Genomic DNA, 8,933 nt, shown 5'->3' with positions numbered 1-8,933 from the left:
CTTGGGTAATAGTCAGACTCTCATGGAAAACAAAGTATGAGATTAACACAGCCACTAACGGGTCAATATAGCCCAAAATGGCCGCTTCTTGACCAGTAAGAATCGACAATAGCACAAAAAAACTGGAAAATGATTGACTCACTTTCCAGTGTTTTTTATTGCTTTTTCTTTTTCTTATTATCCATCAGCTCGATGGCCAGTTCAGCATTGCGCAGAGCCAGATGACGCAAATCGGAGAACAGTTGCTCATTCTTTTTTGTGAAGCTCTCTTTATCCTTCCACTTACTGCGGACCTTGCTGATAAGCTCATCGTACTTCACATTTTCCAAATCCCCTACTGGGCTTTCCCCCACCGACTCCAAAAAACGGTCAATCTTCGGATCATAGGAAACGCCAATCATGGGCACCCCCATAACTGCTGCGAAAATCAGTGCATGAAGCCGCACACCAATAAGCAGGTCCATATTGCCAACAATGGACAACAACTCCTTGGTAGAATACTCCTCCTGCAGTACCACAGCATTACAGCTGGTCATGGAAGCCACCATTTCCGCTGTCTGCACATCCTCCGGGAACTGCATTGGCAAAAATATAATTCTGGCATCGAATTCCTGGGCAATCTGATCCGCTGCCCGGGCAATAACCGCCTTATAATGGGTCCAGTCTTGCCATTCCCGCACCGAAATCCCCACCAGAGGCTTTGCCCCGTAGGCATTGTTTTTGGTCAGAATAGCCCGTCCCATATTTTTATCCACGGGATGAATGGCATGAACCGGGTCCGAGGTACACTCAATAACCGGACGGCGGATTTTCATCTGAGCCAGTTCCCCCAGGGACCCCTTATCCCGTACTGTAATCTGTTTGATACCATTGCCCACAATCCGCATTACCCACCGGGCAAAGCTGCCCTGAATAGGACCGATGCCTTGGGCATAAAGCATTACCGGTGTCCGCATCAGCTCCGCCAGAGTTATTATAAACAAATAATAATACAGGCTACGACGGCTGGTGACATTCTGCAACAGACTGCCACCACCACTGATGAGCAGGTCTGCTTTAAACAAAGCCCCGATAATATGGCCAATGTCCAGCCAGCCAATGGCGTGTACCTTATGACGCACCTTGGTGTCCTCCGGGTCCGCCGATATAACCGTGATATTTATATTGGGATTCATATCCGTTAATACTTCAACCATTGCTGCCAGCATCGCTTCATCGCCGGCATTTCTGGAACCGTAATATCCGGAAATTACAACATTACTCATGCTGTTGTCATTCCTTATCTATTATTTATTTGGTGACAGCTTTGGCGATACATACTTGCTCCAAAGCTGTACAAAAATCATACAGATTGCCCCTATTACTGCGCCCAAAACTATGCCACCAATGCCACGGGCAAAGGACATAAATATAGGAGAACGCATATGAGCAAAGGTTTCTACCATGGAGCCCTGACCAATGGTGGCAATGAGTACCAGCACAAACAGCACCATGGTCGGCCACTTCTTAAACCAGGCCAATACAGCCAACATAAAGGCCGGATGGCCAATCAGCAACTCCTTGGACCGTGGGCGGGCATACAGAGCCTGCTCCAAAAAGGCCCTAAACTTCAACTCAGTGGCTGAAACCGGCATCCCCATAGTGTGCCCGGAACGGGCCACAAATACAATGCCAGCCACCAATACCAAAAACAGGCCAATCAAGGTCTTTACCTTTACCGGCATATCCATAATCCGATAGAACTGATTTAAAAAGCCCTCTGTATCATCCATCTTACCATCAAAAAGATCAAACCGCTGCATAAAGGCAATGGCCACCAAAATTATCGGCAGGATGAAGGTAAGCTTTATCCCCCGGAAAATATTGACCTCCAACAGATATTCCGTGTCGGCCAAGGACCCGGAAAGATAGGACGCACCAATATAGGACAACGCCCCACAGGCAAACAGGGACAACATGCCCGTAAGGATAATTTTACTCAAAGAAGTCTTTTCACCCGGCTCCTTGCTTCTGAACCGGTCCAACTGCCAAATAACCGCAATAGCCGGAAAAACATTAGCACTGGCCAAAGCCGCCACTACACGAATTTTATTGCCATGTCCCATCAGTACCGGACCGGCCAATACAACCGCTCCCAGCAGCAACAGGCCATATATATACTTATTGCCAAGCCCCGGAATAACCAATGACAGATACAGCACACATGCTGCCGCCACCCCCAGCATCACCAGCGCTCTGACCCAGCTGGCCGGGTAAAAATGCTCAAACGCTCCAGCCTTGCCAATGGTAAAGCCATCTGCCACCAGTCGGTCCCGAACGGAGCCAAAATAAGTCATATTAGTCTCCAACAGATTCATCCCAGGAGCTGGCTTATCAAAAATCTTCAACAAATTAAACCGGATATTGCGTTCAGCGTCAGTATTGGACCACCGTTCGACGCAATCCCCGATTTTCATTTTCTTCTGCTCATCCTTTGGAATAGAATAGAGTCGAGCCGAATGATAGTCATTGGCCTTGGCTATATCCAGCATGCCATCCTGTGGGAAAAACTGCAGCTGGGTCACGCCCTCAATCATGCCCAAGGTCAGGTTCCGCTGAGCCATCTTTTCGGCCATATATTCAGAATTATCCGGTGCCCCTAAAGTCTGGGAACCAGAAAAAACAATCCCGGAAACTTTATAATCATCAATACGCTTAAAAAAAGCATCCACATCATCTTTGGTACAGCTGCGATAGTTGGTAGGACGGGCCAGTACATAGAAGCCCCCGTCATTTACCGCCTTCATTTCATCCGTAGGCATACCCAAATCCATCTTTTCAAAGGACTCAAAATTAGCCTTAACGGCCAAAACGGTTTCATTGCCCACCTTCAGCTCCTGCACCCGGTCTTTGCCCAACCGGCGAATAAGGTCCTCATGGACTTCCTTAAAGGTCTGCTGATGATGGCCGGTAACATAAATATCCGTGCCCTTGATGGTACCATTTTCCACCAGCTGACGCCAGTTCGGGTCAGTCATGGCACCGGTCTGATAATTGGTCAACACATCACTGCCATTGATAGCGGTGGTCTTGCCGTTCACATTCAGCTTTTTGAAAGTGGTCTCGTACACCGCCAAAGAGGTAATGCCCGCTTCCTTGGCCTGAGCCATAACCTCAGACACCGGCACACCCTCACATTCGGCCAGGGTCACCAAATCCTCATAATCCACAATCAATTCAATGGAATTATTGGCAACCTCCACCTGGTGGCGCTGAACATTGATAAATAATGAAGCAACTAAGCCAATTACGATAAGCAATATCAAAAACTTATTATATGAAAACTGCTTCATAGCAACTTTTCTCCTTAAATAACCGATTTGCGGTAGCTGGCCTTTATAACCACCTGACCATCCTGCATTTCCACATCGTCCACCTCGGAGCGGACCGGCATCTTGTACAAATCAAACAAAAGAATATCGCCAAAGAAATTCCCAATTACCGCCTTGCCCAATACGGCATTTTTTATGTCCAGTCTGGTCATATGAAAATACACTGCGCCATTTTCCTCAAATACAATGCCTTCCAGCGTCAACTCCGCTGTACGGCCAAACAGCTTTACTGTACCGCTGGCTGACAGCTTTTCACTGTCCATAGTGGCGGTGATATTATCAACTTTTTCCAGCTTTCGTTTCAAAAGATCTTCCAAAGAGGCCTGAGAAATAACTCCGGTAATTTCCAACCGGTCCGCCGATTTAACCGCAGAACCGTCATGGGAATTCAACGCGGAAAAATCCCCCCGGACATTGGTGCCATCCAGTGTCAGTTTATCCACCCTGACCTGGCCCACCATAGCATTATCCGCATCAATATGAACGGTGTCCAAGTGACCGGCCAAAAGCAAAAAGCCGGGCATAGCCGACAGGTTTACATCCACCTTTTCAGCTTGGGTAGCCTCCTGCACTTGATGGGCAATGGTGCCCTGAAAGATGCCCGGCAGCAAAAGCTGGGAAAATACCAGAAATACTACTATTACCGCTACGAAAATTTTTATAACTTTGCTCAAAATATCACCTGATTATAACTGGTGGTTAGCCTTAGCCCGCAGGAAGGCTTCAATGAACATATCAATTTCACCGTCCATAACGGCCTGGGTGTTGCCAGTTTCCGCACTGGTCCGATGGTCTTTTACCATATTGTATGGATGGAATACATAAGAACGGATCTGGCTGCCCCACTCAATTTTCTGCTGGTCACCCTCCAGAGCCGCAATTTCCTTTTCTTTCTTTTCCTCTTCCAATTCAAAGAGTTTGGCCCGCAGCATCTTCAAGCACTGCTCCCTGTTCTGCAGCTGCGAGCGCTCATTCTGGCACTGCACCACAATGCCGGTAGGCTCGTGGGTCATCCGAACAGCAGAGGAAGTCTTGTTGATATGCTGACCACCGGCACCGGATGCCCGATAGGTATCTACCCGCACTTCATCCATATTGATTTCCACCTCAGCGGTATCATCCAGCTCCGGCATGATATCGCAAGCGCAGAAAGAGGTATGGCGACGGGCCGCCGAGTCAAATGGAGAAATTCGTACCAAGCGGTGTACACCCTTTTCCGACTTCAGGAAGCCATAGGCATTATGCCCCTTAATAAACAAGGTAACTGACTTGACACCGGCCTCATCTCCTGGCAGCATGTCAGCCGTTTCTACCGTAAAGCCGTGGCGCTCCGCGTAACGGCCATACATTCTCAGCAGCATACTGGTCCAATCCTGGGCCTCAGTACCGCCTGCACCGGCGTGCAGGGTCAAAATGGCATTATTGGCATCGTATTTGCCGGAAAGCATTACCTCCAGCTGCAATTCCTCCAGTGCCCGGTCAATTTCAGCCATATCAGCCTTCACATCTTCCTCAACACTTTCGTCCTGGTCATCCATGCCAATTTCCCACATAACCTGAACATCGTCAAACTTGGCCATCAGGGCCTTGTATTTATCTACGCTTATTTTGACATCGTTCAACTCCTGATTGACCTTCTGGGCCTCCTCCGGGTTGTCCCAAAAAGTAGGCTCGCCCATTTTATATTCTAACTCTGCTATCTTTTCTTCTTTATGAACAACATCCAGAGCCTTTTCCATCTCATTCAGTCGTTCCTGGAGTGCCGCTATTTCAGGCTTCAAATCCTCCAGCATGGTCTCACATCCTAATTCCTAATTATTTATCTCTGCCGCAGCAATTTTTGTACTTCTTGCCGCTGCCACATGGACAAGGGTCATTGCGACCAACCTTTTCCTCATTCACATAAGGCTGTTTTTTATCTTCCTTTTCCTCAGAGCCATCGCTATGACTTGCCTTGGCCTGGGCCAAACGCTGCTGGGCCTGTTCTTCCATAGCCCGCTGCTGCTCCGGGGTAATGATATTTACCCGGTACATCATAGTAGCAATATCAGTCTGAATGCCATCTATCATTTCCTGGAACATATCATGGCCCTTGATCTTGTATTCAACCAATGGATTGCGCTGTCCATAGGACAGGAGGCCAATGCCCTCACGGAGCATATCCATCTCATCCAAATGCTCCATCCAACGGTTATCAATAACCCGAAGCATAATAATGCGCTCCAGCTCCCGCATATTTTCCTCACCAAAGAGCTTCTCCCGCAACTGGTACGCCTCTTCAGCCACATTCATCAGAGTCTCCTGAACCTCATCCCGGCTCATTTCCTCCAATTCCTCCAGCTTCAGCTTGCCCTGTGGTGCATAAATCTGTTCAGCATCCTTTATCAACTCACCCAAAGTCCACTGCTCAGGATACAGCTTGGCGTTGGCATACTGATCCATTTCCGACTCAATAATCTGGGCAATCATATGGATAACATGCTCACGGAGATTGCCCCCCTTGAGGACCTTCTTACGCTCGGAATAAATAACCTCACGCTGTTGATTCATAACATCATCGTATTCCAGCACATGCTTACGCATATCGAAGTTACGGCCCTCTACCTTCTTCTGGGCATTCTCAATGGACTTGGTAATCATCTTGTGCTCAATCGGGTCATCCTCACCCATACCCAGTCTATCCATGATAGAGGAAATATTCTTGGCACCAAACAGGCGGAGCAAATCATCCTCCAAGGACAGATAGAACCGGGAATTACCAGGGTCACCCTGACGGCCGGCACGGCCCCGCAGCTGGTTATCAATACGACGGGATTCATGACGCTCTGTACCTACAATGTACAGACCGCCCAATTCCGGCACCCCTTCACCCAGTTTGATATCAGTACCACGACCAGCCATATTGGTGGCAATGGTAACGGCCCCCTTCTGGCCGGCATCCGCAATGATTTCGGCTTCCTTCTCATGGAACTTGGCGTTCAATACATTGTGAGAAATACCCCGCTTGCGTAAAATAGCACTGATTTCCTCAGACTGGGCAATAGATGTAGTACCAATCAGCACTGGCTGGCCAGTGGAGTGAATCTGTTCCACATCATTGGCTACAGCCTTCAGTTTAGCCCTTCTGGTCTTGTAAATCACATCAGGCAAATCTACCCGGCGAACTGGCATATTGGTAGGAACTACCACTACTGGCAGCTTATAAATCTTGATAAACTCGTCTTCTTCGGTCTTGGCTGTACCGGTCATACCACCCAGCTTCTTATACATACGGAAGTAGTTCTGGAAGGTAATGCTGGCCAAAGTCTGGGACTGACGGCGTACCTCCAGGCCTTCCTTGGCTTCAATGGCCTGATGCAGACCATCAGAATAACGGCGTCCTTCCATAAGACGACCGGTAAATTCGTCAACAATAACGATTTCCCCGTCCTTTACCACATAATCCCGGTCACGCTTCATCAAAGCCTTAGCCCGGAGTGCAGCCGTAAAGCAGTGGGACATCTCAATGTTTTCCGAATCATACATATTCTTTACGCCCAGGAACTTCTCCACCTTGGCAACGGCGGTTTCTCCCGGAGCAACGGTTTTCTGCTTTTCATCCACAGTGTAATCAACGCCGGGCTTCAAGGTTTCCACGGCCTTGGCCATACGGCTGTAGGTATCAGTAGACTTGGAGCCGGCACCGGAAATAATCAACGGGGTTCTGGCTTCATCGATGAGAATACTATCCACCTCATCCACGATGGCAAAATTCAGTTCCCGTTGAACCATCTGATTGATATCCACAACCATATTGTCACGGAGATAATCGAAGCCATACTCGTTGTTGGTACCAAAGGTAATATCACAGCCATAAGCAAACTTACGCTGTGGAGTATCCATATCATGCTTAATAAGACCTACCGACAACCCCAGGAAATTATACAAGCGTCCCATCCATTCGCTATCGCGCTTGGCCAGATAATCATTAACAGTTACCATATGAACGCCCTTGCCAGTCAACGCATTCAGATATACTGGCAGAGTTGCCACCAGGGTTTTACCTTCACCAGTACGCATTTCGGCAATCTTACCCTCATGCAGGCAGATACCACCGATCATCTGAACATCAAAATGACGCATTCCCAGCACACGACGGGAAGCTTCACGAACTACGGCAAAAGCTTCCGGCAGAATATCATCCAGCGTCTCACCATTGGCCAGACGCTCCTTGAATTTATCTGTATGTCGGGTAAGAGAAGAATCGCTGAGCTCAGTCAATTCCTCTTCATAGGAATTTATTTCATCAACGATCGCTCTCATACGCTTTATTTCTTTTTCATTATTATCGCCTAAAAATCTTTTAAAGATACCTAACAACAATACTCACTCCTAACAAATTGGATATATAAACATACCTCTGAATAGTTTATCAAACTATATTATAGAAGTCAAAATAAAAAACCTCATCCGTCGACTTCATTGCCGTGTCCTATGGAGCAGGCAAAATAAAGGATGCTGTCCGCACGACCTACGAACAGCACCCTCCGCTATATTTACCGATTCTACAACCGATAAAAATCTAAGTATTTATTTGTTATCCGATTCAATCAGGCCATATTTGCCATCAGCCCGCCGATAAACCACATTTACTTCCTCGGTATCGGCATCCCGGAATACAAAGAAGTCGTGATTCAAAAGATTCATCTGCATGATAGCCTCCTGCACATCCATCGGCTTCACCACAAACTTCTTGCGCTTTACGATAGGATAATCATCCTCATCATCTTCATGGTCCGGTACACTAGGTGAAGCAAAAGCCTCATCCAGCAAAGTGCCATCCCGGAACCGACGCTGCATCTTGGTCTTATGTTTATGAATTTGCCGTTCCAGCTTCTCGATAACCAAATCTATAGAAGCGTACATATCATGGGAAGCTTCCTCGCCACGGAGCAACACGCCCTGTACCGGAACGGTAACTTCTACCAAATGCCGTTCTTTAACTACACTAAGCAATACAGAAATCTCACCAACTGAATCAAAATACCGGGTGATTTTGCCAATTCGCTTTTCCACATAGTCTCTCAGAGCTGGAGTGATTTCTACATTTTTTCCTCTGATGGTGAATGTTGTCATAATAACATCCCCTTTCCATTTTGTATGTTTAATATATTCGCCAAAACAGTCAAAAACCCTTTTATTATTCCCAAAATAAATGATGCCCCGGAAAAACTTCCAGAGCACCATGTGATTTGCAGTATTAAGACTTACCCCTTCTTGACTACATTAGCAGCCTGAGGCCCGCGAGCCCCTTCCACAATCTCAAACTCAACAGCCTGACCCTCGTTCAGAGTCTTAAAGCCTTCGTCAACGATTGCAGAAAAATGAACGAAAACATCATCGCCGTTTTCATGCTCAATAAAACCGTAACCCTTCTCTGCACTAAACCATTTAACCTTACCTTCCATAAATGAACCTCCTAGAAAATCCCCCGATCATTGTTATCGGTTATCACTCTTTAAGTTTACCATTTTTAGTTTAAACTTTCAACCGTTTTGGCAATAAACCTTTAGCTTTTAGGTA

At 47.1% G+C, this 8,933-nt stretch carries 7 protein-coding genes; all 7 read right to left on the bottom strand.

The genetic code is table 11. The annotated features are described in order from the left end of the window. Window positions 1–155: 155 nt before the first annotated feature. The 7 genes from csaB to QZV24_RS01955 all read right to left on the bottom strand — a co-directional run bounded on the left by csaB (window position 156) and on the right by QZV24_RS01955 (window position 8,818). Window positions 156–1,265 (bottom strand): polysaccharide pyruvyl transferase CsaB, encoded by a 1,110-nt coding sequence (gene csaB / locus QZV24_RS01985; protein ID WP_294519323.1) that lies wholly within the window; start codon window positions 1,263–1,265, stop codon window positions 156–158. Between the two features lie 21 nt (window positions 1,266–1,286). Next, on the bottom strand, window positions 1,287–3,332 hold the full coding sequence (locus QZV24_RS01980; protein ID WP_294519320.1) for a DUF5693 family protein: 2,046 nt from the start codon (window positions 3,330–3,332) through the stop codon (window positions 1,287–1,289). Window positions 3,333–3,346: 14 nt separating this feature from the next. Beyond that, entirely contained in the window at window positions 3,347–4,045 is a 699-nt protein-coding gene (locus QZV24_RS01975; protein WP_290655040.1) for a DUF2993 domain-containing protein, read from the bottom strand. Between the two features lie 12 nt (window positions 4,046–4,057). Further along, entirely contained in the window at window positions 4,058–5,164 is a 1,107-nt protein-coding gene (gene prfB / locus QZV24_RS01970) for a peptide chain release factor 2 (RefSeq protein ID WP_294519317.1), read from the bottom strand. A 22-nt stretch (window positions 5,165–5,186) separates the two neighbouring features. Then, entirely contained in the window at window positions 5,187–7,730 is a 2,544-nt protein-coding gene (gene secA, locus QZV24_RS01965) for a preprotein translocase subunit SecA (RefSeq protein ID WP_294519314.1), read from the bottom strand. 210 nt (window positions 7,731–7,940) lie between these two features. Next, complete coding sequence (gene raiA, locus QZV24_RS01960) at window positions 7,941–8,486, bottom strand: ribosome hibernation-promoting factor, HPF/YfiA family (protein ID WP_294519311.1); 546 nt, start codon at window positions 8,484–8,486, stop codon at window positions 7,941–7,943. A 131-nt stretch (window positions 8,487–8,617) separates the two neighbouring features. Further along, window positions 8,618–8,818 carry a cold-shock protein gene (locus QZV24_RS01955; RefSeq protein WP_294519308.1) on the bottom strand — a complete coding sequence of 67 codons (201 nt, stop codon included), beginning with the start codon at window positions 8,816–8,818 and terminating at the stop codon, window positions 8,618–8,620. Window positions 8,819–8,933: the final 115 nt, after the last annotated feature.

Origin of the sequence: uncultured Anaerovibrio sp., from assembly GCA_902786545.1 — a bacterium.
Lineage (GTDB): Bacteria > Bacillota > Negativicutes > Selenomonadales > Selenomonadaceae > Anaerovibrio.
Note: the sequence above shows the minus strand (reverse complement) of the source record. Positions and strands in the feature narration are given on the sequence as shown.

Bases quoted from the DNA above. Each gene is read 5' to 3' on its own strand.
- csaB (WP_294519323.1), bottom strand. From the start codon at position 1,265: ATGAGTAATGTTGTAATTTCCGGATATTACGGTTCCAGAAATGCCGGC.
- QZV24_RS01980 (WP_294519320.1), bottom strand. From the start codon at position 3,332: ATGAAGCAGTTTTCATATAATAAGTTTTTGATATTGCTTATCGTAATT.
- prfB (WP_294519317.1), bottom strand. From the start codon at position 5,164: ATGCTGGAGGATTTGAAGCCTGAAATAGCGGCACTCCAGGAACGACTG.
- raiA (WP_294519311.1), bottom strand. From the start codon at position 8,486: ATGACAACATTCACCATCAGAGGAAAAAATGTAGAAATCACTCCAGCT.
- QZV24_RS01955 (WP_294519308.1), bottom strand. From the start codon at position 8,818: ATGGAAGGTAAGGTTAAATGGTTTAGTGCAGAGAAGGGTTACGGTTTT.